The following is a 24,617-nucleotide window of genomic DNA, read 5'->3' on the forward strand; positions in this document are numbered from 1 at the left end:
GACCGGCGGTGTGGTCAGGCCGGGATCGAGATGCCCACCCCGCCGCGGGTCTGCCCGCCGTAACGCGCCCGCTCCCGGTCCAGGTCGAGGCGGCCGATCCGCTTGCGGGCGGCGAGGGCGGCGTCGTCGAGCAGGTCGGCCGGAACGATCCAGACGATCTCGAACTCCAGGCCGTCCGGGTCGCGCCCGTAGAGGCTCTTCGTGGTGCCGTGGTCGGAGGTGCCGACCAGCGCGTTCGCGGCGGCCAGCCGCTCGGCGGTGGCGGCCAGCTCGTCCAGGGTGTCCAACTCCCAGGCGAGGTGGTAGAGGCCCACGGCGGTCCGGCCGGCCGGCGAGGGCCCGGCGGCCGAGCCGATCTCGAACAGCCCGAGGTCGTGGTCGTTGGTGGAGTCGGCCGCCTGGAGGAAGGCGGCGCCCCGGAACCCGTCCGGCGTCATCGGCACCGGACGGAAGCCCAGCACGTCCCGGTAGAAGGCGACGCTGCGGTCGAGGTCACGGACGTAGAGCACGGCGTGGTTGAGGCGGTGGATTCCCATGTCCCCCACGGTAGCGCGAAATAGTTGAGCCTTCAACAATCGCGGCTATGATGGGCGTCATGACCCGGTGGCTGGACCCCGACGAGCAGCGGACCTGGCGGGCCTTCCTGGCCGCCTCCCGGGCGCTGATGGACACCCTCGACCGCGAGCTGCAACGCGACGCGGGCATGCCGCACGCCTACTACGAGATCCTGGTCCGGCTCTCCGAGGCCCCCGACCGGCGGCTGCGGATGAGCGAACTCGCCGACGCCACCGGTTCCTCGCGCAGCCGGCTCTCCCACGCGGCGTCCCGGTTGGAGGCGGCCGGCTGGATCCGCCGGGAGGACTGCCCCACCGACCGGCGCGGGCAGCTCGCCGTCCTCACCGACGACGGCTTCGCCACCCTCGCGGCCGCCGCGCCCGGCCACGTCGCCGGGGTACGCCGGCACCTGTTCGACGCGCTCAGCCCGGCCCAGGTCGACCAGCTCCGGCGGATCAGCGAGACCCTCGCCGACCACCTGACCGGATCCTGACCAAACTGATCCACTCCGGGGGTTGTACTTACCGTCGCCGAATGAGCACGATGGGGCGTGTCCTCCGGCTTCGGTGAACTGACGGTCCAGGCGCACCACCTGGTGTCCGAAGGCGACCTGGCCGGCGCCCAGCGGCTGCTCGCCGACGCGCTGACCGACGTCGACCCGCGTCCCGCCAACGCCTCCCCCGAGCTGGCCGACGCCGCCGGCCTCCAGGCCCGGGTGCTCGTCGCCCTCGGCGAGCCGCACTCCGCGCGCGGCTGGGCCGCCTTCGCGTACGCGGCGGCCACCCGGCTGTACGGCCGCTCCGACGAGCGCGCCATCACCGCCGCCGCCACCCTGGCCGCCGTGCTGCACCGGGTCGGCAGCGACGCCCGGGCCGCCCGGCTCTACTCCGACGTCATCATCGAGCTGACCGCCCGCGACGGCCCGGAGTCGCAGCGGGTCCTCGCCGCGCACGCCGACCTGGCCACCGTGGAGTACGCGCGGGGCCAGTGCGTGCTGGCCCGCGACCGGCTCCAGGACGCCTGGGAGCTGCACCGCGAGGTGTACGGCGACGGCCACCCCAGCGGCATCAAGATGCTGGCCAAGCTCGGCGCGATGGAACGCGACTGCGGCCGGTACGCCGAGTCCCACGACCACCTGGCGCTGGCCGAGGAGCTGTCCACGGCGCACCTGGCCGCCGACGACCCGCTCGCCGCGCAGGTGTCGACGCTGGTCCGGACGGCCGCCGATCCGGACCACGTCTGCGAGCCGGCCGCGGCGGCACCGGTGGTGCCGGCCGCCCGGGTCCCCCCGTCCGCCGAAGGCCCGCCCGAGCCGCCGGTCTACCGCCCGCCGGCCCGCACCGCCGAGCCGGCCGACCCGGTCGGCGGCAGCCACGTGCCCACCCCGCGGGTCGCACCCGAGGCCGACGACGACCGCTTCGGCGCGCCGGACGACCAGGACGGCTTCGGCGCGCCGGCCGACCAGGACCCCTTCGCCGGGCCCGACGACGACCGGTTCGGTGGACCGGCCCACCAGGACCCGTTCGCCACCTCCGACGAGGACCGGTTCGCGAGCTCGGCCCACGGCGTGCCCGACGACGACCGGTTCGGCGGACCAACCCACCAGGACCCGTTCGCGAGGCCGGACGGGGACGGGTTCGGCGGGCCTGCCGACGACGAGTGGCCCCCCGACGAACAGCCGGAGGACACCTGGCCGGTGCGGGAAAGCGCCCTGCCGCCGACCGTGGTCGGGCTCACCGACGAGGTGCCGGGCGTCCGCCGGGTACCCGGGGCCGCCGAGCCGGAGTCGCCGTCGCGCTACCTGCCGGTGCACGTGCCGCGCCAGCCCGAGCCGGAGCCCGTGCGCCCCGGCCGGCCCTGGCTGCCGCTGGTGGTGGTCGGCGTGGTCGTGGCGCTGCTGCTCGGCGTCATCGCGGTGGTCGCCGGAGTGTCCCGGGTGGACCGGTCCCGCGACACCCCCGCGCCGGCCCGCACCACCGCGGCCGGTCCGAGCGGCACCGCCGCCGCTCCGACCGGCACCGGCACGCCGGGCGCCGCGCCGGCCTCGCCGGGCAGCCCGCCGGGCGCGGTCCGGCTCGTCGACCGCCGGGACAGCATCCAGCTGAGCTGGACGTACCCGGCCGGCGCGGAGGGGCCGGTGGTGATCGCCGGCGGGCGCAGCCGGGACACCCAGCGCACCTTTCAGGAGTTGCCGGCCGGCACCGACAGCTACGTCGCCTACGGGTTGAGCCGCAACATCGACTACTGCTTCACGGTGGCCGTGGTCTGGTCCACCGACACCGTCGCCCGGGCTGCCCCGGTCTGCACCCGCCGGGGCTGATCCCACCGGCACGGCCGCGGCTGACCGCCGGCCGCGCCCAGCGCTCAGTCCGCCTCGGGCACGTCGAGCGCGGGCAGCCGTACGGTCACCCGCAGCCCGGATCCGACGCCGGGCCCGGCGTCGGCGAGTTCGACGCTGCCGCCGGCCCGGCGGACCAGTTCCCGCACGATGGCCAGGCCCAGCCCGGCACCGCCGTCGTCCCGCGCCCGCGCGTCGTCCAGCCGGGTGAACCGCTCGAAGACCCGCTCCCGGTCCGTCGCCGGGATGCCCGGCCCGTCGTCGGTCACCGTCACCAGGTGGTACGCCCGCTCCCCCGGCCCGGCCGGGCGCGGCGTCGGCACCCGACCCTCCGGCCCCACGCCGGCCCCACCCGGTGTCGGCACCGCGCCCTCCGGCCCCGCGCTGGCCCCGCGCCGCGCCGGCACCGGGCCTGCCCCGCGCCGCGCCGGTTCCGGGCCGGTCACGGTGAGCAGCACCTCGCCGCGGGCGTGCCGCAGCGCGTTGTCCACCAGGTTGGTGATCACCCGGTGCAGCTCGCCCGGGTCCCCCTCGGTCCAGAGCGGCGCGGCCGGCGGGCGCAGCCGCACCGGCGGGGAGGGGTACCGGTCGGCCACCGTACGCAGCAGCTCCCCCAGCTCGACCGGGCCGGCGCCGGGCCGGCGGGCCGGCTGCTCGTCGAGGCGGGCCAGCAACAGCAGGTCGTCGACGAGCCGGCCCAGGCGTTCGGTGTCGGCGAGCAGGTCGTCGGCAACCGTCGGCCAGTCCGTGGCGGCGCCCAGCCGGCGCGCCACCTCCAGCTCGGTCCGCATGTTCGTCAACGGGCTGCGCAGCTCGTGCGCGGCGTCCGCGACGAACGCCCGCTGCCGGGCCCGGGCCGCCGCCAACCGGTCCAGCATGTCGTTGAGGGTGACCGCCAGCCGCTGGATCTCGTCGCGGGCGGCCGGTACGGGCAACCGCCCCGGACCGGCCCGGTCGGTGATCTCGGCGGCGCCCCGGCGCAGCGCCTCCACCGGACGCAGGGTGGCCCCCACCACCCGCCAGGCGACCACGGCCATGCCGGCGACCAGCAGTGGGAAGCCCACCAGCAGCAGGGTCCGGACCACGTGCAGGCTGTGCCGGACGTCGCTGAGCGACTTGGCGACCAGCACGGTGAGCGGTTCGGCCGGGGTGCCGGCGGGCACGGTCACCACCCGCACCGGACCGGCCATGCCCACCCGCCGGCCGTCCACCACCAGCCGCTGGCGCTGCCCGGCGCGGAGCTGATCCGGGTCGAGCATCGGCACCAGCCGGTCGGCGTCGATCGAGGCCGCCCGGACCCGGCCGGCCGGGTCCACCACCTGCACCCGGAGCTGGCCGCCGGCCACCGGCAGCGGATCGGGCAGGGCCTCCGAGGCGGCCAGCAGGGCGACCGCGTCGGCGGTCCGCAGCGCCTCGGCGTCGACGGTGCGTTGCAGCGTCCAGCCGAGGGCGCCGAGCAGCAGCGTGCCGCCGAGCGCAAGGCCGACGACGAGCCCGAGCACGCCGATCGCCATCAGCCGGGCGCGCAGGCCGAGGTTCAGCCGAGGGCGGCCCTGGCGGGGGCGATCCGGGCGAACCCGGTCCCGCCGGCTCATGTGGCGAGGCGGTAGCCGGCACCGCGGACCGTTTCCAGGCGGTCCCGGCCGATCTTGCGGCGCAGGTAGCCGACGTAGACCTCGACGGCGTTCGGGGCGGTCTCCAGGCTGGCGTCCCAGACGTGGTCGAGCAGTTCGGTCTTGGAGACCACCTCGCCGGGCCGGCGCATCAGGTAGTCCAGCAGGGCGTACTCGCGGGCGGTCAGGACCACCTCGGCGTCGGCCCGGGTCACCCGCCGACGGGCCGGGTCCAGCCTCAGGTCGCCCACGGTGAGCACGGCCGGGCGTTCGGGCGCGCCCCGGCGGAGCAGCGCCCGCAGCCGGGCCAGCAGCACCACGTACGAGAAGGGCTTGGTGAGGTAGTCGTCGGCGCCGCAGTCGAGCCCGTCGGCCTGGTCGTACTCGCCGTCCTTGGCCGAGAGCATGAGCACCGGCAGCCAGTGCTCGCCGGCCCGGAGCCGGCGCACCACCTCGTACCCGGACAGGCCCGGCAGCATCACGTCGAGGATCATCGCGTCGTAGTCGCCGTGCCGGGCGGCGTCCAGGCCGGCCGGGCCGGTGGCCGCCACGTCCACCGCGAAGCCCTCGGCCATCAGCCCGCGCCGCAGCGCGGCGGCGAGCCGCGCCTCGTCCTCCACCACCAGCAACCGCACGGTCCAAGGGTGCCACCCGGTGACCGCCCCTAGGGATTCTCCTCAGCGGCCTCACAGCGACCGGGGCGCAGCATTACGGTCAGGAGGTGCACAACATGCCCGTACTGAAGAACCGCGCCGTGCTGCGCTGGCTGGTCCCGGTGACCGCGGGGGTCGTCGTGGTCGGCGGCGGCGCCCTGGTCGGCACGTTCGCCGCCGGGGCCGACCCGGCCCTGCCGCCGCGGACCGCCGCCCAGCTCCTGGACGACCTGCGCACGTCCCGCCTCGATGGGCTCTCCGGCACGGTGGTCCAGCGCGCCGACCTGGGCCTGCCGCCGCTGGCCGGGCTGGCCGGGGCGGCCGGCGGAAACGAACTGACCAGCCTGCTCACCGGCACCCACACCCTGCGGGTCTGGTACGCCGGCCCGCAGCGCCAGCGGCTGGCCCTGCTGGACACGCTCGGCGAACGTGACGTGCTGCGCGACGGCCGCGACCTGTGGACCTGGAGCAGCCGGACCAACACCGCGTCGCACCGGACGCTGCCGGCCGACGGGGCGGAGCGGCCGTCCGACGGGGCGGAGCGGCCGTCCGCGCCGGCCACCCCGGCCGACGCCGCGGACCGCGCCCTGGCGGCCATCGACCCGAGCACCGCGGTCACCGTCGGTCGCTCGTCGACGGTGGCCGGGCGCAGCGTGTACGAACTGGTGCTCACCCCGCGCGACAAGGACTCGCTGGTGCACCAGGTGCGGATCGCGCTGGACGCCAAGGAGCACGTGCCGCTGCGCTTCGAGCTGCTCGCCGACGGCGTGCAGGAGCCGGCCGTCGAGGTCGCCTTCACCCAGGTCGACTTCCGTACCCCGGACGCGGACCAGTTCCGGTTCAACCCGCCGCCGGGGGTGCGCGTCACCGAGGACCGGGGCGACGGGCACGGGCCGGCCGGCCTGCACCGGCCGGACGGCGACCTCGGCAAGACCGGGCCGGGCGGCGACCGGCGCGGGGACGCGCCGCAGGTGCGTACCGTCGGCACCGGCTGGACCACGGTGCTGGTGGCGAAGCTCGACGCGGCCGGCAACGCCTCCGGTGGCACGGCGCCGGCCGGCGCGGCCGGGGCGGACATGCTGGGCAAGGTGCTCGGCGGCCTGCCGAAGGTCAGCGGGGACTGGGGCGGCGGGCGGCTGCTCACCGGGAAGCTGTTCAGCGTGCTGCTCACCGACGACGGCCGGGTGCTCGCCGGCCTGGTCCGGCCGGAGCGGCTCTACGCGGCGGCCAAGGTCTGAGCGGAGCGAGGCCCGTCGGGGGCCCGGTCGGCGCGAGCCGGCCGGGCCCCCGACTGCGCGGCGGTGTGCCGTCGGGTCGGCGGGTCGGCGGGTCGGGCAGGCTTGGTCCGGCGGTGGGCCGCACGGTATCTTGTGCAGTTCAAACACAAAAAGGAATGACCCGAAAGGCCATTCCTCTGCTGGACTATAGCGAATGGGGAGCCGGTTTGTCAACGCACTCCGACGTACCGGGTGGGCTGGACCAGGACGACGAGATCGGCCGCGAGCAGGAGTACGTCTCGATGCTCTACGGCCGGCTGGACGGTATGCGCGAGCAGGCCGCCCGGCGGCTCACCGAGGAGCTGCGCAACACCGGCGGCACGCAGCAGGCCCGCTCCCAGCGGGACTCCGCCGTCGGGATGTACGCCGAGCAGGTCGACCGCTACTCCGCCGTGGAGAGCGGGCTCTGCTTCGGCCGCCTCGACGGCGACGACGGTTCCCGCCGCTACATCGGCCGGATCGGGATCTTCGACACCTCCGCCGACTACGACCCCCTGCTGATGGACTGGCGGGCCCCGGCCGCGCGGGCGTTCTACCTGGCCACCGCCGCCAGCCCGCAGGGCGTACGCCGGCGCCGGCACCTGCGTACCCGGGAGCGGAAGGTCACCGGCCTCAACGACGAGGTGCTGGACATCACGGCCGCCTCCCCCACCGCCCACGAGGAGCTGACCGGCGAGGCGTCCCTGCTCGCGGCGCTGAACGCGGGGCGTACCGGCCGGATGCGCGACATCGTGGAGACCATCCAGGCCGAACAGGACCGGATCATCCGGGCCGACCTGCCGGGAGTGCTGGTGGTGCAGGGCGGCCCGGGCACCGGCAAGACCGCGGTGGCGCTGCACCGGGCCGCGTACCTGCTCTACACCCACCGGGAGCAGCTCTCCAGCCGGGGCGTGCTGCTGGTCGGCCCGAACGCCACCTTCCTGCGCTACATCTCCCAGGTGCTGCCGGCCCTGGCCGAGACCGGCGTGCTGCTGCGGACCCAGGCCGACCTGTTCCCCGGGGTCAGCGCCCGGCGCACCGAACCGGCCCGGACCGCCGCGCTCAAGGGGCGGGCCGTGATGGTCGAGGTGCTGGCCAACGCCGTCCTGGACCGGCAGCGGGTGCCCGACGAGCCGCTGGAGATCGAGCTGCCGCAGCGGGAGATCCTCACCCTCGACCCGGCGGTGGTCCGGCAGGCCCGGGAGCAGGCCCGGCGTTCGCAGCGTCCGCACAACCTGGCCCGCGCGCTGTTCGATGTGGAGGTCGTGCACGCGCTCGCCGCCCAGGTCGCCGAGCGGATCGGCGCCGACCCGCTGGGCGGGGAGAACCTGCTCGCCGAGGCCGACGTCGCCGAGATCCGCCGGGAGCTGCGCGAGGAGCCCGAGGTCCAGGCCACCCTGGACGAGCTCTGGCCGGTGCTCACCCCGCAGCGCCTGCTCGCCGACCTGTACGCCGACCCGGAGCGGATCGCCGCCGCCGCGCCCATGCTCACCGAGGCGGAACGCGGGCTGCTGCACCGGACGCCCGGCGGGTGGACCCCGGCCGACGTGCCGTTGCTGGACGAGGCGGCCGAGCTGCTCGGCGAGGACGAACGCGCCGCGGTGGCCCGCCGGGAGCGGCTGCGCGCCCTGGAGCGCGAGTACGCCGAGGGCGTGCTGGAGATCTGGCGCGGCTCCCGCTCGATCGACGTGGAGGACGAGGCGGACGGCGGCGAGATCCTCGGCGTGACCGACCTGATCGACGCCGACCGGCTCTCGGAGCGGCAGGAGGACGCCGAGCGGTTGACCACCGCGCAGCGGGCCGCCGCCGACCGGAGTTGGGCGTTCGGGCACGTGATCATCGATGAGGCGCAGGAGATGTCGCCGATGGCGTGGCGGCTGCTGATGCGGCGCTGCCCGAGCCGGTCGATGACGATCGTCGGGGACGTGGCGCAGACCGGGGCGCTCTCCGGCACGCCGTCCTGGGCCGAGGCGCTGCGGCCGTACGTGGCGGACCGGTGGCGGCTGGAGGAGCTGACCGTCAGCTACCGCACCCCGGCGGAGATCATGGCGGTCGCCGCCGACGTGCTGACCGTGATCGACCCGGCGTTGCGCCCACCCCGCTCGGTACGCGCCGCCGGCGTGCCGCCCTGGGACCGTACCGTCGAGGCGGGCCGGCTGGCGGCGGAGCTGATCGAGGCGACGGCGCGGGAGGTGGCCGCGCTGACCGACGGGCGGCTCGGGGTGATCGTCCCGACCGGCCGGATCGAGGAGTTGGGCGCGGCGGTGGTCACCGCGCTGCCCGAGGTCGCCGTCGGCGAGCAGCCGGAGCTGGCGAACCGGGTGGTGCTGCTCACCACCGAGCAGGCCAAGGGCCTGGAGTTCGACACGGTGCTGGTGGTGGATCCGGAGCGGATCGTGGCCGAGTCGCCGCGCGGACACAGCGACCTCTACGTGGCGCTCACCCGCGCCACCCAGCGCCTGGGCATCCTGCGCACCACCTGACCCAGGGTCCACGACCGCGGCCCGTCGGCGTGCGGCCGGGCCGGCAGTGCCGACGCGGCCGGCAGGGGACGGCTTCCGCCCCCTGCCGGCCGCGGTACCGGCTGCTCAGCCGGGGTTGGCGCCCTCGTCGGTGAAGTTGCCGACCTGGGCGCCGGCCGACGAGGCGTCGCTGGTCGAGCCGCCGGCCGGGGTGCTCAGGCCGCCGGTGGTGGCATCACCGGTGGTGGTCGGGGCCACCTTGCCACGGTGCTGTTCCGGTTGGCGGGCCACCCGGCGCACGCTGGCCGGGCCGGCCGTCCCGGTGGTGGTGGTCACCGCGCCCTGACCGCCGGTCGGCCCACCGTCGCGGAGCATGGTGGGATCCACCGGAGTGTGCGCCGGGTCGTCCGAGTCGTTCTCCTGGAGCACCCGGGTCTCGTCGGTCTGCGGCACCGTGAGCTCGTCGAGCGCGCCCTCGCCGTACACACCGCCGGCGATCCGCTCCTCGGCCCGCCGCGCGGCCTGCTGCCGGATGTCGTCCTCACGCACGTCAACCACCTCGCAGAACTCTCTCGGGGATCCACCGTGCGTGCCCGACGACCGCCCGCTGAAACCGGCCGCCGGGCGCGGCGGGTGGTCTGTGCCCGGCTGTCCGGTTCGGCGGTCCCGGTCCGTGGGCGGCGCCCGCCAGGTGGGCGGTGGCCGGCGGTCGCCAGGTGCCCGGGGGTCGCCAGGTGCCCGGGGGTCGCCAGGTGGGCGGTGGCCGCGATTCGGCCGGCGGCCGGGGTTACCCCGCCCCCGGGGTCGGGTAGACGGTGGGTGCCCCCGCCACAGAGCGTGAACCGCGCCGTGGCCGACACGCGGCAGCGGGGCGGGCGGTGTGCAGAGAACGACTCATCAAATCCTGAGGAGGACCAGATGAGCACGCAGGCTGCATCCACCAGGTCGATGAACCGGCCGACGCAGGACATGTCCAACCGGACCGCGATGCAGGAGACGCCGACCCGCCCGATGCCGATGTACGACGGGCAGCGGGAGCAGGCGATGCAGGCGCCCGGCACGGAGACCAAGCCGTCGTTCGCGACGACCGAGTTCTGGATCTACCTCGCGGCCGTCGCGGGGGTGCTGGTGGCGTCCTTCCTGGTCGGTAAGAACTCGGTCGGGGTGGACATCTTCCGCGCCCCGCAGGCCTGGTTCTTCATCACGCTGCTGACCATCGGCTACCTGGGTAGCCGGGGCCTGGCCAAGGCCGGCAGCAACTTCCGCAGCGGTGACGAGCGGAAGGCCCGGCACTGACCGAAGCCACGCTTGACCCGACGGTGCCCCCGGGAGCCATCCCGGGGGCACCGTCGTGTGCCGTCACTCGCCGCCGAAGTCACCGAAGTCGCCGCCGAAGTCGCCCTCGAAGGCGTCCTCGATCAGCTCGCCGGCGACCAGGCCGCCGGCCACGCCCAGCGCCGCGCCGGCCACCATGCCGCCCATCCCCGGGCCCCGCCGACCATGCCCGTGGTGCCCGCCGTAGCCGGGCGCCCGCAGGCTGCCGTAGCGGGCCGTGGTCTCCCGCAGCCAGCCGTCCACCACCTGCACCCAGTCGGTCCGCTCGGCGTCGGTGTGCGCGACGGCGTACCGGCCCACGACGTCGTGCCCGGCGCTGAGGAAGCCGCCCCGCTTGTCGCACTCCAGCACCACCTCGACGCCCCGCTGGCTGGTCACGAAGGTCAGCTCGACCTCGCTGACGGTCTGGGCGTACTGCGGCGCCGCGAAGAACTCGATCTCCTGGTAGAACGGCAGCGTCTGCTGCACCCCGTGGATGCGGCCGCGCTCCAGGTCGGCGTGCTTGAAGCGGAAGCCCAGCGCCTGGAACGCGTCGAGGATCCGCTCGTGGATCGGCAGCGGGTGCACCGCCACGTGGTCCAGGTCGGTCTTGTCCACCGCGCGGGCCACCGCCAGCTCGGTCCGCAGCCCCATCGTCATGCCGTGCAGCCGCTGGCCGTACACGTCGGTCACCGGGGTCTCCCACGGCACCGGGAGCTGGAACGGGATGGCGAGCTGCTGCTTCGGGGCGAGTTCGAACGCCCCGCTGACCGGCATCCGGTGGAACTCCATGATGCCGGCGTACTCGCTGTCGCCGCCCTCGATCTCCACCCGGGTGACCAGGCTGACGGTCACCTGCTCGATGCTGGCCGGTGCGTCGCCGCCGACGAGGTTGACCTGCCCGTCGAGGGTCAGGCCGGGCCGGGTGTTCGGGTTGGTCAGCACCGTGTCCACGCTCGGGCCGCCCACGCCGAACGCGCTCAGCATCTTCTTGAAGACCATCGCCACTCCCGCTTCCACCGTTCGGCACTCCACCGTGGAGCGCACCGGGGCCACCGAGGCGACCCTAATCGGGACGGCTGTGAAGTGCCTGTGAGCGGGGACGCTGGGCCGTGTCGGCACGGGGTCGCCGGAACCGGTGCGCCGGGGAAGCCCGCCGGGTCCTCAGGTGCCTCCTCTTCTTCGTCCGCGACGCCGGCTAGTCGACGTCGACGACGATCAGCTCACCGACCTGCTCACCGAGCTGCCGGCGCGCCTCGGCCGGCAACCCGGCGTCGGTGATCAGCACGTCCGCCTCCGCCAGCGGGCCGATGGTGGCGATGCCGATGGTCTCCCACTTGGTGTGGTCGGCGAGCACCACGAGCCGCCGGGCCGCGCCGATCAGCCGGCGGTTGACCGCCGCCTCCAGCAGGTTCGGGGTGGTGAAGCCGGTACGCGGGCTCATCCCGTGCACGCCGAGGAAGAGCAGGTCGACGTTGAGCGCGGCGATGGCCGCCTCGGCCACCGGGCCGGTCAGCGCGTCCGAGGGCGTACGGATGCCGCCGGTGAGCACGACGGTCTGGTCCGGGCGGGGGTTCTGGTAGAGCACGTCGGCCACCGGGATCGAGTTGGTGACCACGGTGAGGCCGCGGACGTCGGCGAGCCGGGCGGCCAGGGTCGCCGTGGTGGTGCCGGCCGAGAGCGCGATCGCCATGCCCGGTTCGACCAGGCCGGCCGCCCGCTCGGCGATGGCCCGCTTCTCGGCCTGCTGCCGGATCGACTTGGCCGCGAAGCCCGGCTCGTCGGCCGAGCCGGGCCCGGCCAGGGTCGCCCCGCCGTGGACCTTGTCGATCAGGCCGCGATCGGCGAGCACCTCCAGGTCCCGCCGGATCGTCATGTCCGACACCCCGAAGCGGCTCACCAGGTGGCTGACCCGGACGCCACCGCGCTGGCGGATCAGCTCCAGGATGGCGCTCTGCCGTTGCTGGGCGAGCATGGACCCTCCTTCCGGCGGCACGGATGGTCAGGCCGCCTCGGTCGTCCGGGCCGCCGCCGGGGTGCCGGCGTCCGGCCCGGTCGGCTGTGCCCGGTCACCGGCGGCGCCGGACGTCTCGCGGACCACGGCCACCTCCCCCGCCGGTACGACCAGTTCACCGTCGCACCAGCCACCGGCCAGCAGTTCGGCGCCGGTCACCGGCAGCCGGGCCGCGTCGTCGGTGTGGTTGATGACGAACAGCCAGCTCCGGTCGGCCGAGCGACGGCGCACCACCTCCACCCCGGGGGGCACGGCCGCCGCCGGGCGCACGCCGGCCTCGGCGAGCAGTCGGGCGACCAGCCGGTCGGTGGCCGCGTCGTCGAGCCGGGTGGCCAGGTACCAGGCGGCCCCGGCGCCGACCGGACGGCGGGTCAGCGCCGGCACCCCGGGCAGCGGCCCGTCGGCGTACGAGGCGAGCACCTCCGCGCCCTCGGCGTGCAGCCACTCGGTCCACACGTCGGCGGTGGAGCCGTCGTCGAGGCGCACCGACTCGCCCGCGCGCAGCGGGAAGAACTCCTCGGTACGCACCCCGAGCAGGTCGCGGAACGCGCCGGGGTAGCCGCCGAGCCGGATGTGGTCGTGCTCGTCGACGATGCCGCTGAAGTAGCTGACCAGGGCGGTGCCGCCCGCCTCGACGTACCGGCGCAGCGCGTCGGTGTCGGCGTCGCGCACCAGGTAGAGGGTGGGCGCCAGGACCAGCCGGTAGCCGGACAGGTCGGCGGACGGGTGTACCACGTCGGCGGTCACCCCGGCCCGCCAGAGCGCGCCGTGCAGGGCCGAGAGCCGGTCGGTGTACGTGACGTCGACGCTCGGGTGGGAGTCGAGTTCGGCGCCCCACCACGCCTCGTAGTCGAAGAGGATGGCCACCTCGGCGTCGACCCGGCTGCCGCGTACCTCGGCGAGGGCCGCGAGGTCGGCGCCGAGCCGGCAGACCTCCCGGAACACCTTGGTCTCCGGGCCGGCGTGCGGCACCAGCGCGGAGTGGAACTTCTCCGCCCCGGCGCGGGAGGCCCGCCACTGGAAGAAGAGCACCCCGTCGGCGCCGCGGGCCACGTGCGCCAGGCTGTTGCGGCGCAGCTGACCGGGCGTCTTGGCGACGTTGCGGGGCTGCCAGTTGACCGCGCTGGTGGAGTGTTCCATGAGCAGCCAGGGCGCGCCGCCGGCGACGCCGCGGGTGTGGTCGGCGGCGAGCGCCAGGTTGATCTGGGGCTGCGGGTCGGCGGCGGTGAGGTAGTGGTCGTTGGCGACCAGGTCCACGTCGGACGCCCAGGAGTGGTAGTCCAGGTACTTGATCCCGGTGCCGATCATGAAGTTCGTGGTGACCGGCTGCGGGGCGAGCCGGGTCAGCAGCTCCCGTTCGGCGCGCAGCTGGGCGCGCTGCTCGTCGGAGGAGAAGCGCAGGAAGTCCAGCTGCTGGGTGGGGTTGGCGAAGGTCGGCGCGGCGCGCGGCGGGTTGATCTCGGCCCAGTCGTGGTAGCGCTGGCTCCAGAACGCGGTCCCCCAGGCGGCATTGAGCGCGTCCAGGTCGCCGTAGCGCTCGCGCAGCCAGCGGCGGAACGCCGCCGCGCTGACGTCGCAGTAGCAGTGCACGTTGTGGCAGCCCAGCTCGTTGGAGACGTGCCACATCAGCACCGCCGGATGGTGGGCGTACCGGCCGGCGACGGCCTCCACCAGGGCCAGTGAGCGCTCGCGGAACACCGGCGAGCTGGGGCAGTACGCCTGCCGACCGCCCGGCCAGAGGACGGTGCCGTCGGCCCGGCGGGGCAGCGTCTCCGGGTGCCGGTGGGCCAGCCAGGGCGGCGGGCTGGCGGTGGCGGTGGCCAGGTCGACGCCGATCCCGGCGTCGTGCAGCAGGTCGATCGCCCGGTCGAGCCAGCCGAACTCGTAGCGGCCGGGCGCCGGCTCGAGCAGGGCCCAGGAGAAGATCCCGACCGAGACCAGGTTGACCCCGGCGCGGCGCATCAGGTCGACGTCCTCGGCCCAGGTCTGCTCGGGCCACTGCTCCGGGTTGTAGTCCGCGCCGTACCAGATGCGCTCGCCCTGCCAGTTCCGCATGACAGCAGAGGGTGCCCCCGAACGACACGTGAGTCAACACTTTCCAACATCGACAGGAATTCCAACGTTTACCAATCCCGCGCCGTATTACCACGGGGATATGGCTGTCCATCCGGCCTCTTGACAGTGCGGAACCAAAGGGTAGCTTCAAGCGCCACCGGCTGTTTGTGTTCGGACATGTGGATTCACGGTGGATCTACCGCTGCCGACGCGAACACCGATCCCCGCCACCCATCACGGCCCTTGGGCGCAGCGCACCTCTTCCACGCAGGAGGCACAATGTCCCGTCCTCGTACCGAAGCCGAGTACCTCGCCCGGCTCGTACCCCCGTCCGTCGCCGGCCTGAACCGCCGCTCGCTGCTCGCCGGCGCGGCCGGCGCGGGCGCGCTGCTCGGCACGGGCCTGCTCGCCGGCTGCGGCGACTCCGACTCCGACTCCGGCGCCGACTCGAAGGTCGTCTCGGTCGGCTCGAACCAGTCGGACCCCAAGCCGAAGGACGTCACCGCCAAGGTGATGGACGGCTTCAAGACGTCGTCCGGCGTCACGGTCAACATCAACACCGTCGACCACAACACGTTCCAGGAGAACATCAACAACTACCTGCAGGGCAAGCCGGACGACGTGTTCACCTGGTTCGCCGGCTACCGGATGCGGTTCTTCGCCGGCAAGGGCCTGGCCGGTGACGTCAGCGACGTGTGGAGCAAGCTCTCCGGCTACTCCGACGCGTTCAAGAAGGCGTCGACCGGCGACGACGGCAAGCAGTACTTCGTGCCCGCGTCGTACTACCCGTGGGCGGTCTTCTACCGCAAGTCGGTCTGGCAGCAGCACGGCTACCAGGTGCCGAAGACGCTGGACGACCTGAACACCCTCGGCACCCAGATGAAGAAGGACGGCCTGATCCCGATCGCCTTCGGCGACAAGGACGGCTGGCCGGCGATGGGCACCTTCGACATCCTCAACCTGCGGATCAACGGCTACCAGTTCCACATCGACCTGATGGCCGGCAAGGAGGCGTGGACCTCCGACAAGGTCAAGAAGGTCTTCGACACCTGGGCCGGGCTGCTCCCCCTGCACCAGCCGGACGCCCTGGGCCGGACCTGGCAGGAGGCCGCCCAGTCGCTGCAGCAGAAGAAGAGCGGCATGTACCTGCTCGGGCTCTTCGTCGGCCAGCAGTTCAACAACGACGAGCAGGACGACCTGGACTTCTTCACCTTCCCCGAGGTCGACTCGACGATCGGGGCCAAGGCCCTCGACGCGCCGATCGACGGCTACATGATGGCCCGCAAGCCGAAGTCCGAGGCCAACGCCAAGAAGTTGCTGGAATACCTGGGCTCGAAGGACGCCGCGAACATCACGGTGAAGAACGACCCGAGCACCCTGGTCGCCAACACCAGCGCGGACACCAGCGGCTACACGGCGCTGCAGAAGAAGGCCGCCGAACTGGTCGGCTCGGCCACCGAGATCGCCCAGTTCCTCGACCGGGACACCCGGCCGGACTTCGCCTCGACCGTGATGATCCCGGCCATCCAGCAGTTCATCAAGGACCCGAAGGACATCAGCGGGCTGCTCACCAGCATCGAGAACCAGAAGAAGTCGATCTTCACCAGCTGACGGCGGAAGGGGGAGGACACCACCATGTCCGACCTGCCCCTGATCCAAGCGGATCGCGCCGTGCCGCCGCCGGCCGCGACCACCACCACGCGTGGTCGCGGCCGCCGGCTACGGCTCCTGTCCCGCACCGACCGCGTGGTGATCACGCTGATGGTGCTGGTACCCCTGCTGCTCGTGGTCGGCCTGGTCTGGCTGCCCGCGGCGGCGACCGTGCTGCTCTCCGGCACCGACTGGGACGGCATCGGCTCGCTCGGCGAGATCGACTGGGTCGGCCTGCGCAACTACGACGACGTGGTGAACATCTACCCGCCGTTCGTGCCGGCCGTGCAGAACAACCTGCTCTGGCTGGCCGCGCTCTTCGTGGTGGCCACCCCGTTCGGCATGTTCCTCGCCGTGCTGCTCGACAAGGAGCTGCGCGGCAGCCGGTTCTACCAGACCGCGCTCTACCTGCCGGTGGTGCTCTCGCTCGCGCTGATCGGCTTCGTCTGGCAGCTCATCTACAGCCGCGACCAGGGCCTGCTCAACGCGGTGCTGGGCGGCCAGACCGACTGGTACGGCGACCCGCACGTCAACATCTGGGCGGTGCTCGTCGCCGCCGGCTGGCGACACGTCGGCTACATCATGCTGCTCTACCTGGCCGGCCTCAAGGGCGTCGACCCGTCGCTGCGCGAGGCCGCCGCGGTGGACGGCTCCTCGGAGGCCAGCACCTTCTTCCGGGTGGTCTTCCCGGTGATGCGCCCGATCAACATCATCGTGCTGGTGGTGACGGTGATCGAGTCGCTGCGCGCGTTCGACCTGGTCTGGGTGGTCAACAAGGGCCGCAACGGGCTGGAACTGCTCTCCGCGCTGGTCACCCAGAACGTGGTGGGCGAGGCCAGCCGGATCGGCTTCGGGTCGGCCCTGGCGACGATCATGCTGGTCGTCTCCCTGGTCTTCATCACCCTCTACCTGTTCACCGTGATGCGGGAGGACCGGCGATGAGCACCGTGACCCTGACCCGTGACGCACCGGAGACCCCGACCGGCCGCCGCCGGCCGCTGCGGCCCGCCCGGGTGGTCCTGCACCTCTTCCTGGGTACGGTGGCCGTCGGCTGGCTCTTCCCGATCCTCTGGGCGGTGCTGACCTCGCTGCGGTCCTACGAGTACACGGCCAGCAACGGGTACGTCTCGCTCGGCGGCTGGACCTTCGACAACTACCTGACCGCCTGGCGGACCGCCGAGTTCGGCAAGCACTTCCTCAACTCGGTCTACATCACCGTCCCGGCGGTGCTGCTGACGCTCTTCCTCGCCTCCTGCGTGGCGTTCGTGATCGCCCGGTTCAGCTGGAAACTCAACATCGTGCTGCTCGGCCTCTTCACCGCGGCGAACCTGCTGCCGCAGCAGGCCCTGCTGATCCCGCTGTTCCGGATGTTCACCGAGATCCCGCTGCCGGCCTGGATGAGCGACTCGGAGCTGCTCTACGACAGCTACTGGGGACTGATCCTGGTCAACGTGGCGTTCCAGTGCGGCTTCTGCGTCTTCGTGCTCAGCAACTACATGAAGGCGCTGCCGCACGAGCTGTACGAGGCGGCGATGGTCGACGGGGCGAGCGTCTGGCGGCAGTACTGGCAGGTCACCATGCCGCTGTGCCGGCCGGCCCTGGCCGCGCTCGCCACGCTGGAGGTGACCTGGATCTACAACGAGTTCTTCTGGGCCACCGTGCTGATGCGTACCGGCGACAAGTTCCCGGTGACCAGCTCGCTGAACAACCTGCGCGGTGAGTTCTTCACCGACAACAACCTGGTCTCGGCCGGCTCGGTGCTGGTCGCCATCCCCACCCTGGTGATCTTCTTCCTGCTGCAGAAGCAGTTCGTCCGGGGCCTGACGCTGGGAGCCTCCAAGGGATGAGCATCGTCCACCTGCGCCGCGCCCGGACCAGCCTGGTGCTCGACGCCCGAGGCCCGGGCCTGCCCCGGGTCGTGCACTGGGGCGCCGACCTCGGTCCGCTGTCCGGCGACGACCTGGCCGCGCTCGTCGCCGCCACCGTGCCGCCGGTGGTGCCGAGCAGCTTCGACGCGCCCACCGTGCTGTCGCTGCTGCCGGAGGCGAGCGCCGGGTGGAGCGGCCGGCCCGGACTCGCCGGCCACCGCGCCGGCCGGGACTGGTCCACCGCCTTCCGCCTGGTCGACCTCGACGTCCGCGACGAGACGGCCCCGCCCGGGGACCCCGCGCACCGGCCCGACCCGAGCCGCGTGGCCGCGGGCGGGGAGGCGGTGCGCGTACCCGATGCCGAGCGGGACCACGGCGGGGCCGGTGCCGCGCGGGTGACCGTGCGGGCATCGGACCCGGGCGCGGGGTTGACCCTGACCGTCGAGATCACCCTGGACCCGGCGGGGTTGCTGACCCTGCGGCACCGGCTGCGCAACGACGGCGACGGCGGCTACGAGGTGCGGGAGCTGACCCCGGTGCTGCCGGTGCCGGCGGTCGCCACCGAACTGCTCGACCTGACCGGCCGCTGGTGCCGGGAACGCGCGCCGCAGCGGCACCCCTGGCCGATGGGCGCCTGGGTGCGCGAGGGCCGGCACGGCCGGACCGGGCACGACGCCACGCTGCTGCTGGTCGCCGGGACACCGGGCTTCGGCTTCGGGCACGGCGAGGTCTGGGCGGTGCACACCGCGTGGAGCGGCGACCACGTCACCGTCGCCGAGCGCCGCCCGACCGGCGAGGCGACCCTGGGCGGCGGTGAGCTGCTCGCCCCGAGCGAGATCGTGCTCGGCCCCGGCGAGGAGTACGCCACTCCCCTGCTCTACGCGGTGCACTCCACCGTGGGGCTGGACGGGCTCAGCGACGTGCTGCACACCCACCTGCGGGGCCGCCCGCAGCACCCGCGCAGCCCCCGGCCGGTGACGTTGAACGTCTGGGAGGCGGTCTACTTCGACCACGACCTGGACCGGCTCAAAGGGCTCGCGGACCGGGCCGCCGAGGTGGGTGTGGAACGGTTCGTGCTCGACGACGGCTGGTTCCGGGGCCGCCGGCACGACCAGACCGGGCTCGGCGACTGGTGGGTCGACGACGAGGTCTGGCCGGACGGGCTGCAACCGCTCATCGACCATGTCCGCAAGCACGGCATGCAGTTCGGACTCTGGGTCGAGCCGGAGATGGTCAACCCCGACTCCGACCTGTTCCGGGCCCACCCGGACTGGGTGCTCCAGGCGCCCGGCCGGCTGCCCCCGGAGTGGCGGCACCAGCAGGTGCTGGACCTGGCCAACCCGGACGCGTACGCCCACCTGCTCGGCCGGCTGGACGCGGTGCTGTCGGAGCACGACGGGATCGCGTACCTCAAGTGGGACCACAACCGGGACCTCACCGAGGCCGGGCACGGCGGCCGGCCCGGGGTGCACGCGCAGACGGTGGCCGTCTACCGGCTGCTGGACGAGCTGCGGGCCCGGCACCCGAGCGTGGAGATCGAGAGTTGCTCGTCCGGCGGGGCGCGGGTGGACCTGGAGATCCTGCGCCGCACCGAGCGGGTCTGGGCCAGCGACTGCAACGACGCCCTGGAACGGCTGTCGATCCAGCGCTGGACCGGGCTGCTGCTGGCGCCGGAGCTGATCGGCACCCACATCGGGCCGGAGCGCTCGCACACCACCCAGCGGGTGCACGACCTCGGCTTCCGGGCGGTCACCGCGCTCTTCGGCCACCACGGCATCGAGTGGGACATCAGCCGGGTCAGCGCCGCCGAGCGGATCGAGCTGACCGCCTGGGTGGCGCTGCACAAACGGCTCCGCCCGCTGCTGCACGCCGGCCGGGTGGTCCGGGTCGACCACCCGGACCCGGCCGTGCAGGCGCACGGCGTGGTCGCCCACGACCGCTCGCACGCCGTGTACGCGGTGTCCCGGCTGACCACCTCGGTGGCCCAGGTGCCGGGCGCGGTCCGGCTGCCCGGGCTGGACCCGGCGCGACGCTACCGGGTCCAGCCGGCGCCCGGGGCGCCGGAGCCAGCGATGCTGCAACTCACCGAGCCCGGCTGGGTGGCCGACGGCGGGGTGACGCTGAGCGGGGTGGTGCTGGGTCGGGTCGGACTGCAGCTGCCCGCCCTGCACCCCGAGCAGGCGCTGCTGCTGGAGGTCACCGCGGTCGAGTGAGGACGACGGCGGTCCGCCGGACTCTGGGCGGCGGCCCGTGGCGGGCCCGGACTGCGGCGGCGGGGCTGCTTCCTCAGGCGGGCTTCTGGTCGGTCCACTCCGCGGTGAGGGTGAACGTCCGGTCCCCCGGGGCAGACACCCGGGCGCCGTCCGCCGTGACGAAGAAGTTCGTCTGCCGGATGCGGGCGGTGGCCGGGTCGACGACCAGTCGAGCCGGCTCTCCACCCAGGCGGATCAGTAGGCCGTGCCCGTCCTCGGTCGCTCCGGTGCTCTCCACCTCGGGATACGCCGCGATGGCCCGGAAGGCCGCGGCGCGCACCGTGGGCGGCGCGGGCAGCTGGGCGACCAGCGAGAGCAGGCCGTCGAAGACCATCTGCTCCCGCATGACGGCTCCGGGCTTCCCGGCGCTCGTGCGGACGTCGCTGTCGCGCACCGAATCGGCGATCCACTCCTTCAGCGCGGCCGGCTCGGTCGGCAGCTTCTGCAACTGGTCGAAGGTCACCTCGGGCCCGCCCAGCCGGAACGACATGGGCAGTGGCAGCTCCTTCACGTCGCCACCGGTCTTGGCTCCGCGTACCCAGGTGCGGCCGTCGCGCCGGGTCCAGCTCTCCGACCGCCAGTCGGTGGACTCGGTCCGGAGGTACCAGTAGGCGCCGGACGCGGCGGGCGTCCGTTCCGCGGTGGTGGCGGCGGCGAGCAGGATCTGTCGGCCGGCGGGATCGGCCTGGGCCGGCGTCGATCGGACGCCGGCATCCCCGGGACCGCCGGCGCCGACCGTCACCACGGCGGCGGTCGCGGCGGCGGCCGCGGTCAGCGCCGAGGCCAGGATCAGCCGCCGGGACACACGGCGCGGGGCCCGCTCGGCCGGGGACTGGGCGGAGTGGATCTGGGTCATCACGAACTCCTGGATCAACCGGTGGCGGTCGCTCGGCAGGTCCCGCTCCGCCGGCGCCGGCAGCAGACCGGCCAGGTCGGCACGTACGTCTCTCGGGTCAGCGGTCATCGGGCCTTCTCCTGAGCGAACCGGACCGCGATCGTGCGGTCGACTGGTACCTGTCCACGGGTGCGGGCCGGTTCCCGGTTCTCCCCGGCCGACCCGACCTTCCCGGCGGTGACGAGCTTGTGCAGCTTGGTCCGCGCCCGGGACAGCCGCGAGCGCACCGTCCCCACTGGCACGCCGAGCGCGGCCGCCGCCTCCGCGTAGTCCAGCCCGGACCAGACGCACAGCGCCAGCACCTCGCGCTCCGGCTGGCGCAGCGCGGCGAGGGCGGTACGCACCCGGGCGAGCTGCGCACGGTCGCCGAGGCGACCGACCACCTCCTCGGCGAAGTCCGGCACCACCTCCGACCGAGGCAGCCGGGCCAGCGCCCCGGCGTGCCGTCGGCCCGCCCGGCGCACGTTGCGGGCGACGTTGGTGGCGATGCCGAGCAGCCACGGGCGCAGCGATCCGGCCTCGGTGTCGGCGTCGACCCGGTCGCGCAGCCGCCAGGCCTCCAGGAAGGTCAGCGACACCACGTCCTCCGCGACCGACCAGTCTCCGGTCAGCCGGAAGCCGTGGTTGTAGACCGAACGGGCGTGGTCGTCGAACAGCTCCCGGAACGCCTCGGGGTCCCCGGCCCGTACCCGGGCCCGCACATTGTTCTCCACACGCACTACCTGTCCGCTCGCCCCGGGTGGGTTCCAGGGCGGCGTGCCAGGCGCACACCGGGTGGTGCCGCGGGTCCGTCACCTACCCGGGCGCCACTCCCGATAGGGGCCTGGAACTTTCGGGGCCGGCAGCCCAGACCGTGGACCCTCATCGTCCCAGCCTGACGGCGGTTGACAGGAGAAACGAGGGCCACGACGGCTCCAGGACTTCCGGAAATTGTTGACACCGGGAGCAAGTCGCGCCAATACTGTCGCCGGCGACATACCTCGATGAATGTCGATGTGAGTCGCCGTGCGGCCTGGCTTGCCGGTCGACCACCACGCCACCGACCACTCCGCCGGGTCATCGCCGCCGTCCCCCTCCCCGCCTGCCCTCGCGAGGAGCGCCCCGAAGGAGGACCCACCCCGTATGCGAACCTCACCACATCCGCCGAAACGATCCCTGGTCGCCGGCCTCGCCGTCGCGGCACTGGTCGTGGCGACCGGCGTCGTCGCGACGCTCACCGCCACCGCAACCCCGGCCCGGGCCGCCGCCTGCAACGGATACGTCGGGCTCACCTTCGACGACGGGCCGTCCAACGACCACACCCCGGCGCTGCTCAACGCCCTGCGGCAGAACGGGCTGCGGGCCACCATGTTCAACGAGGGGCAGTACGCCGCCGCCTACCCGTCCCAGGTCCGGGCACAGGTCACCGCCGGCATGTGGGTCGGCAACCACAGCTACACCCACCCGCACCTGGTCCAGCAGAGCCAGGCGCAGATCGACTCCGAGGTCTCCCGGACCCAGCAGGCGATCGCCAACGCCGGCGGCGGCACGCCGAAGCTGTTCCGCCCGCCGTACGGGGAGACCAACTCGACCCTGCAATCGGTGCTGTCCAGGTACGGCCTGACCCAGATCATCTGGGACGTCGACTCGCAGGACTGGAACGGCGCGAGCGTCGACGCGATCGTGCAGGCCAACTCCCGGCTCACCAACGGCCAGATCATCCTGATGCACGAGTGGCCCGCCAACACCCTGGCGGCCATCCCGCGCATCGCCCAGGTGCTGGCCAGCAAGGGCCTCTGTGCCGGCATGATCTCGCCGCAGACCGGCCGCGCCGTGGCACCCGACGGCGGCGACACCGGTGGCGGTGGTGGTGGCGGTAGCAGTTGCACCGCCACGCTCTCCGCCGGCCAGCAGTGGAGCGACCGCTACAACCTCAACGTCTCGGTCTCCGGCACCAACGCCTGGACGGTCACCATGAACGTGCCGTATCCGGCGAAGATCATCAACGTCTGGAACGTCAGCGCCAGCTGGCCCAACGCCCAGACGATGGTCGCCAAGCCGAACGGCAGCGGCAACACCTTCGGGGTCACCATCCAGCACAACGGCAACTGGACCTGGCCGACCGTCTCCTGCGCGGCCGGCTGACGCCGGGACCGCCGGTCCGCCCACCGGGCCGGCCGGTCGAGACGTACCCAGACGGCGGTGGCCGGGTCCGCGCGGACCCGGCCACCGCTCCGGTTTCACCTCGCGGTGGGCGGACTCGCCACCGCTCCGGTTTCAGCTCGCGGTGCAGGTCACCGCCGGGATCGCGTTGCTACCGTTCCAGCTGCCGATGAATCCGAAGCTGGTGCTGGCGCCGGCGCCGAGCCGGCCGTTGTAGTCCACGTTGCGGGCGGTGTACGTGGCACCGCTGCCGCTGATCGTGGCGTTCCACGACTGCGTGACGGTCTGCCCGTTGGCGAACGTCCACCGCGCCGACCAGCCGGTGATGGCGGCCGCCCCGGCGGTCACCTTGACCTCGCCCTGGAAGCCGCCCTGCCAGGAGTTGACGATCGTGTAGCTGGCCGTGCAGCCGCCCGGCGGCGGGGTGGTCGGCGGGGCCGTGGTGGGCGGGGCCGTGGTGGGCGGGGCCGTCGTCGGCGGGGCGGTGGTCGGCGGAGTCGTCGTGGGCGGGGTGGTGCCGGCGTAGACGGAGGCCTCCTTCGCGGTGGCCTTGATCCCGTTGGCGCCGTTGAAGATCCGCTGGCCCCAGCTGGTCAGCTGGTTCGGGTCGAAGTTGGTAACCATGTCGAGGTACTCGACGCCGCCGCCGTTGCCGCTCCACGACCAGCCCAGGTAGCCGATCCCGTTGGCCTGGCTGTAGGCCATGATGGTGTCCTCGTCGGGATTGCCGTCGGAGTGGTTGAAGCCGAACTCGCCGACCACGATGGGCAGCCCCGCGGTGCGGAACCGGCCCAGGTAGTCGGTGATCTCCGCGGCGGTGTCGAAGACGCCGTACATGTGGATCGAGAAGACGGTGTTCTTCTGCGGGTCGGCGGCGAAGACCGTGCCGGCGTTGTCCCGCATGGTGAACGACCAGTCCTGACCCCAGTTCGGGGCGTCCACCATGATCGTGTGGGTCAGCCCGCCGCTGCGCAGCCGCTTGATCGCGTTGCCGGTGTCGGTGGCCCAGGTGGCGTAGCCCTGGTTGCCGTAGGGCTCGTTGCCGATGTTGACGATGACGTACTTCTCCTGGCCCTGGAGCACGCTGGCGATGCTCAACCAGTAGTCGACCGCCCGGTCCAGGGTGATCGCGCCGCTCTGCTCGCCGTAACCGGTGGTGTCGTGCACCTCCAGCACGCAGATCAGCTTGTTGGCCTTGCAGAGCGAGATGACGTTGGCCACGTCGGAGGCGCTGTTCTTGGTCCAGCGGTCACCACTGGACAGCACCACCCGGACGCTGTTCGCGCCGAGCGCCTTGATGTTGGCGAACGAACTGGTCTGCTGCGGGTACCAGGTGTGCGCGTGGCTGACCCCGCGCATCACGAACTCGGTGCCGTTGGCGTCGTAGAGCCGGCCGTTGGCGACCGAGAAGCCGGCGGCGGCGTGCGCCGGCTGCCCGAAGGCGAACACGGCGGCGAGGACCGTCAGCAGGGCGACGCCCGCGACGGAGAGCAACTTCTTCATGGTTGTCCTCAGGAGATCTCCCCCGGTGCCCAGGTGGGGGTGCGATG

General features: G+C 73.4%; 20 protein-coding genes. 10 read left to right on the forward strand and 10 right to left on the reverse strand.

From position 1 onward, the window contains the following. Positions 1–14 precede the first annotated feature (14 nt). The gene (locus ACIBPB_RS31240; protein WP_396842935.1) at positions 15–536 is read right to left on the reverse strand and encodes a VOC family protein; all 522 of its coding nucleotides are present in this window, start codon (positions 534–536) and stop codon (positions 15–17) included. A 50-nt stretch (positions 537–586) separates the two neighbouring features. Here ACIBPB_RS31240 and ACIBPB_RS31245 point away from each other — a divergent pair, with 50 nt between their 5' ends. Both ACIBPB_RS31245 and ACIBPB_RS31250 read left to right on the forward strand, forming a co-directional pair. Further along, a complete protein-coding gene (locus ACIBPB_RS31245) occupies positions 587–1,048 on the forward strand; it encodes a MarR family winged helix-turn-helix transcriptional regulator (protein WP_396842984.1) in 462 nt (153 codons plus the stop codon). 57 nt (positions 1,049–1,105) lie between these two features. Beyond that, complete coding sequence (locus tag ACIBPB_RS31250; RefSeq protein WP_396842936.1) at positions 1,106–2,875, forward strand: tetratricopeptide repeat protein; 1,770 nt, start codon at positions 1,106–1,108, stop codon at positions 2,873–2,875. Between the two features lie 44 nt (positions 2,876–2,919). On the opposite strand, the gene ACIBPB_RS31255 is transcribed toward ACIBPB_RS31250, so the two are convergent. Next, positions 2,920–4,407: an ATP-binding protein gene (locus ACIBPB_RS31255; protein WP_396842985.1), complete on the reverse strand. Its 1,488-nt coding sequence runs from the start codon at positions 4,405–4,407 to the stop codon at positions 2,920–2,922. A gap of 77 nt (positions 4,408–4,484) precedes the next feature. Continuing rightward, complete coding sequence (locus ACIBPB_RS31260) at positions 4,485–5,141, reverse strand: response regulator transcription factor (protein ID WP_046565518.1); 657 nt, start codon at positions 5,139–5,141, stop codon at positions 4,485–4,487. A 95-nt stretch (positions 5,142–5,236) separates the two neighbouring features. Between ACIBPB_RS31260 and ACIBPB_RS31265 the strand changes: the two genes are divergently transcribed. Both ACIBPB_RS31265 and ACIBPB_RS31270 read left to right on the forward strand, forming a co-directional pair. Then, on the forward strand, positions 5,237–6,397 hold the full coding sequence (locus ACIBPB_RS31265) for an outer membrane lipoprotein carrier protein LolA (RefSeq protein ID WP_396842937.1): 1,161 nt from the start codon (positions 5,237–5,239) through the stop codon (positions 6,395–6,397). A gap of 281 nt (positions 6,398–6,678) precedes the next feature. Then, positions 6,679–8,898, forward strand: coding sequence for a HelD family protein (locus ACIBPB_RS31270; RefSeq protein WP_396842986.1), 2,220 nt, complete (start codon positions 6,679–6,681; stop codon positions 8,896–8,898). 105 nt (positions 8,899–9,003) lie between these two features. Here the strand turns inward: ACIBPB_RS31270 and ACIBPB_RS31275 are convergent, their stop codons facing one another. Beyond that, complete coding sequence (locus ACIBPB_RS31275) at positions 9,004–9,426, reverse strand: hypothetical protein (RefSeq protein ID WP_396842938.1); 423 nt, start codon at positions 9,424–9,426, stop codon at positions 9,004–9,006. A gap of 369 nt (positions 9,427–9,795) precedes the next feature. Between ACIBPB_RS31275 and ACIBPB_RS31280 the strand changes: the two genes are divergently transcribed. Continuing rightward, a complete protein-coding gene (locus ACIBPB_RS31280; RefSeq protein ID WP_396842939.1) occupies positions 9,796–10,173 on the forward strand; it encodes a hypothetical protein in 378 nt (125 codons plus the stop codon). Between the two features lie 63 nt (positions 10,174–10,236). On the opposite strand, the gene ACIBPB_RS31285 is transcribed toward ACIBPB_RS31280, so the two are convergent. The 3 genes from ACIBPB_RS31285 to ACIBPB_RS31295 all read right to left on the reverse strand — a co-directional run bounded on the left by ACIBPB_RS31285 (position 10,237) and on the right by ACIBPB_RS31295 (position 14,260). After that, positions 10,237–11,193 (reverse strand): sporulation protein, encoded by a 957-nt coding sequence (locus ACIBPB_RS31285; protein ID WP_396842940.1) that lies wholly within the window; start codon positions 11,191–11,193, stop codon positions 10,237–10,239. A gap of 196 nt (positions 11,194–11,389) precedes the next feature. Next, positions 11,390–12,166: a DeoR/GlpR family DNA-binding transcription regulator gene (locus ACIBPB_RS31290; RefSeq protein ID WP_396842941.1), complete on the reverse strand. Its 777-nt coding sequence runs from the start codon at positions 12,164–12,166 to the stop codon at positions 11,390–11,392. A gap of 27 nt (positions 12,167–12,193) precedes the next feature. Further along, positions 12,194–14,260 carry a beta-galactosidase gene (locus ACIBPB_RS31295; RefSeq protein WP_396842942.1) on the reverse strand — a complete coding sequence of 689 codons (2,067 nt, stop codon included), beginning with the start codon at positions 14,258–14,260 and terminating at the stop codon, positions 12,194–12,196. 279 nt (positions 14,261–14,539) lie between these two features. On the opposite strand from ACIBPB_RS31295, the gene ACIBPB_RS31300 reads away from it, so the two are divergent. The 4 genes from ACIBPB_RS31300 to ACIBPB_RS31315 are packed head-to-tail and all read left to right on the forward strand — an operon-like array spanning position 14,540 to position 19,991. Beyond that, a complete protein-coding gene (locus ACIBPB_RS31300) occupies positions 14,540–15,871 on the forward strand; it encodes an ABC transporter substrate-binding protein (RefSeq protein ID WP_357326712.1) in 1,332 nt (443 codons plus the stop codon). Between the two features lie 24 nt (positions 15,872–15,895). Beyond that, positions 15,896–16,852, forward strand: a complete 957-nt coding sequence (locus ACIBPB_RS31305) for a sugar ABC transporter permease (protein ID WP_357326715.1) — start codon at positions 15,896–15,898, stop codon at positions 16,850–16,852. After that, positions 16,849–17,757, forward strand: coding sequence for a carbohydrate ABC transporter permease (locus ACIBPB_RS31310; protein WP_396842943.1), 909 nt, complete (start codon positions 16,849–16,851; stop codon positions 17,755–17,757). The genes ACIBPB_RS31305 and ACIBPB_RS31310 overlap by 4 nt, the downstream gene beginning before the upstream one ends. Further along, positions 17,754–19,991, forward strand: coding sequence for an alpha-galactosidase (locus ACIBPB_RS31315; RefSeq protein WP_396842944.1), 2,238 nt, complete (start codon positions 17,754–17,756; stop codon positions 19,989–19,991). Before ACIBPB_RS31310 ends, ACIBPB_RS31315 begins: the two co-directional genes overlap by 4 nt. 73 nt (positions 19,992–20,064) lie before the next feature. On the opposite strand, the gene ACIBPB_RS31320 is transcribed toward ACIBPB_RS31315, so the two are convergent. Next, entirely contained in the window at positions 20,065–20,994 is a 930-nt protein-coding gene (locus ACIBPB_RS31320; RefSeq protein ID WP_396842945.1) for a CU044_5270 family protein, read from the reverse strand. After that, positions 20,991–21,638, reverse strand: a complete 648-nt coding sequence (locus ACIBPB_RS31325; RefSeq protein WP_396842946.1) for an RNA polymerase sigma factor — start codon at positions 21,636–21,638, stop codon at positions 20,991–20,993. Before ACIBPB_RS31325 ends, ACIBPB_RS31320 begins: the two co-directional genes overlap by 4 nt. A 409-nt stretch (positions 21,639–22,047) precedes the next feature. On the opposite strand from ACIBPB_RS31325, the gene ACIBPB_RS31330 reads away from it, so the two are divergent. Then, positions 22,048–23,049, forward strand: coding sequence for a polysaccharide deacetylase family protein (locus tag ACIBPB_RS31330; RefSeq protein ID WP_396842947.1), 1,002 nt, complete (start codon positions 22,048–22,050; stop codon positions 23,047–23,049). A gap of 132 nt (positions 23,050–23,181) precedes the next feature. Here the strand turns inward: ACIBPB_RS31330 and ACIBPB_RS31335 are convergent, their stop codons facing one another. Further along, the gene (locus ACIBPB_RS31335) at positions 23,182–24,570 is read right to left on the reverse strand and encodes a cellulase family glycosylhydrolase (protein ID WP_396842948.1); all 1,389 of its coding nucleotides are present in this window, start codon (positions 24,568–24,570) and stop codon (positions 23,182–23,184) included. Positions 24,571–24,617 lie beyond the last annotated feature (47 nt).

The sequence above is a fragment of the Micromonospora sp. NPDC049836 genome (assembly GCF_044465125.1).
Lineage (GTDB): Bacteria > Actinomycetota > Actinomycetes > Mycobacteriales > Micromonosporaceae > Micromonospora.

Bases quoted from the DNA above. Each gene is read 5' to 3' on its own strand.
- ACIBPB_RS31295 (WP_396842942.1), bottom strand. From the start codon at position 14,260: ATGCGGAACTGGCAGGGCGAGCGCATCTGGTACGGCGCGGACTACAAC.
- ACIBPB_RS31240 (WP_396842935.1), bottom strand. From the start codon at position 536: ATGGGAATCCACCGCCTCAACCACGCCGTGCTCTACGTCCGTGACCTC.
- ACIBPB_RS31255 (WP_396842985.1), bottom strand. From the start codon at position 4,407: ATGGCGATCGGCGTGCTCGGGCTCGTCGTCGGCCTTGCGCTCGGCGGC.
- ACIBPB_RS31330 (WP_396842947.1), top strand. From the start codon at position 22,048: ATGCGAACCTCACCACATCCGCCGAAACGATCCCTGGTCGCCGGCCTC.
- ACIBPB_RS31300 (WP_357326712.1), top strand. From the start codon at position 14,540: ATGTCCCGTCCTCGTACCGAAGCCGAGTACCTCGCCCGGCTCGTACCC.
- ACIBPB_RS31305 (WP_357326715.1), top strand. From the start codon at position 15,896: ATGTCCGACCTGCCCCTGATCCAAGCGGATCGCGCCGTGCCGCCGCCG.
- ACIBPB_RS31285 (WP_396842940.1), bottom strand. From the start codon at position 11,193: ATGGTCTTCAAGAAGATGCTGAGCGCGTTCGGCGTGGGCGGCCCGAGC.
- ACIBPB_RS31270 (WP_396842986.1), top strand. From the start codon at position 6,679: ATGCTCTACGGCCGGCTGGACGGTATGCGCGAGCAGGCCGCCCGGCGG.
- ACIBPB_RS31265 (WP_396842937.1), top strand. From the start codon at position 5,237: ATGCCCGTACTGAAGAACCGCGCCGTGCTGCGCTGGCTGGTCCCGGTG.
- ACIBPB_RS31310 (WP_396842943.1), top strand. From the start codon at position 16,849: ATGAGCACCGTGACCCTGACCCGTGACGCACCGGAGACCCCGACCGGC.
- ACIBPB_RS31280 (WP_396842939.1), top strand. From the start codon at position 9,796: ATGAGCACGCAGGCTGCATCCACCAGGTCGATGAACCGGCCGACGCAG.
- ACIBPB_RS31320 (WP_396842945.1), bottom strand. From the start codon at position 20,994: ATGACCGCTGACCCGAGAGACGTACGTGCCGACCTGGCCGGTCTGCTG.
- ACIBPB_RS31335 (WP_396842948.1), bottom strand. From the start codon at position 24,570: ATGAAGAAGTTGCTCTCCGTCGCGGGCGTCGCCCTGCTGACGGTCCTC.
- ACIBPB_RS31315 (WP_396842944.1), top strand. From the start codon at position 17,754: ATGAGCATCGTCCACCTGCGCCGCGCCCGGACCAGCCTGGTGCTCGAC.
- ACIBPB_RS31290 (WP_396842941.1), bottom strand. From the start codon at position 12,166: ATGCTCGCCCAGCAACGGCAGAGCGCCATCCTGGAGCTGATCCGCCAG.
- ACIBPB_RS31245 (WP_396842984.1), top strand. From the start codon at position 587: ATGGGCGTCATGACCCGGTGGCTGGACCCCGACGAGCAGCGGACCTGG.